General features: G+C 61.9%; 2 protein-coding genes. Both read left to right on the forward strand.

Annotated features, from left to right (window positions below; genetic code table 11):
* Window positions 1-21: 21 nt before the first annotated feature.
* The gene (locus tag ABIB66_RS43500; RefSeq protein WP_007611913.1) at window positions 22-336 is read left to right on the forward strand and encodes a co-chaperone GroES; all 315 of its coding nucleotides are present in this window, start codon (window positions 22-24) and stop codon (window positions 334-336) included.
* Window positions 337-380: 44 nt separating this feature from the next.
* Window positions 381-1,156, forward strand: a 776-nt coding sequence (groEL, locus tag ABIB66_RS43505) for a chaperonin GroEL (protein ID WP_354260130.1), incomplete at its 3' end; no start/stop codon positions are given.

Below are 1,156 nucleotides of genomic sequence, written 5' to 3' on the forward strand. Positions count from 1 at the left end.
GCAAAAGCTTAGGAGAACTGCATGAATTTCCGTCCGCTTCACGACCGCGTCGTGGTCAAGCGCATCGACGCAGAAGAGAAGACCGCTGGCGGCATCATCATTCCCGACACGGCGAAGGAAAAGCCCTCGCAGGGCGAGATCGTCGCCGTCGGCCCGGGTGGCCGCGACGAAGCTGGCAAGCTGATCCCGATCGATCTGAAGGTCGGCGACCGCGTGCTGTTCGGCAAGTGGTCCGGCACCGAAGTCAAGATCGACAACGTCGACCTGCTGATCATGAAGGAAAGCGACATCATGGGCGTCCTCGACGTCCCCGCTTCCAAGAAGAAGGCGGCCTAAGAGCCCCTCTCTTATCCAGTTAAACACCTAAGGAAAAAATCCAGATGGCAGCTAAAGAAGTCAAATTCTCCGTCGATGCGCGCGACAAGATGCTTCGCGGCGTCGACATTCTCGCCAACGCGGTGAAGGTCACGCTCGGTCCGAAGGGCCGCAACGTCGTGCTCGACAAGTCGTTCGGCGCTCCCCGCATCACCAAGGACGGCGTCACCGTCGCCAAGGAGATCGAGCTCGAGGACAAGTTCGAGAACATGGGCGCGCAGATGGTGCGCGAAGTCGCTTCGAAGTCCGCTGACGCGGCCGGCGACGGCACCACCACCGCCACCGTGCTGGCCCAGGCGATCGTGCGCGAAGGCGCCAAGTCGGTTGCCGCCGGCATGAATCCGATGGACCTGAAGCGCGGTATCGACCTCGCGGTCGAAGCCGTCGTTGCGGACCTCGTCAAGAACTCCAAGAAGGTCACCTCGAACGACGAGATCGCCCAGGTCGGGACCATCTCGGCCAACGGTGACGCGGAGATCGGCAAGTTCCTCGCCGACGCCATGAAGAAGGTCGGCAACGAGGGTGTCATCACCGTCGAGGAAGCCAAGTCGCTCGAGACCGAGCTCGACGTCGTCGAGGGCATGCAGTTCGACCGCGGCTACATCTCGCCCTACTTCGTCACCAACGCCGACAAGATGCGCGTTGAGATGGACGACGCCTACATCCTCATCAACGAGAAGAAGCTCTCCTCGCTGAACGAGCTGCTCCCGCTGCTCGAGGCCGTGGTGCAGACCGGCAAGCCGCTGGTCATCGTCGCCGAGGACGTCGAAGGCGAAGCGCT

The sequence above is a fragment of the Bradyrhizobium sp. F1.13.3 genome (genome assembly GCF_040548265.1).
GTDB lineage: Bacteria > Pseudomonadota > Alphaproteobacteria > Rhizobiales > Xanthobacteraceae > Bradyrhizobium.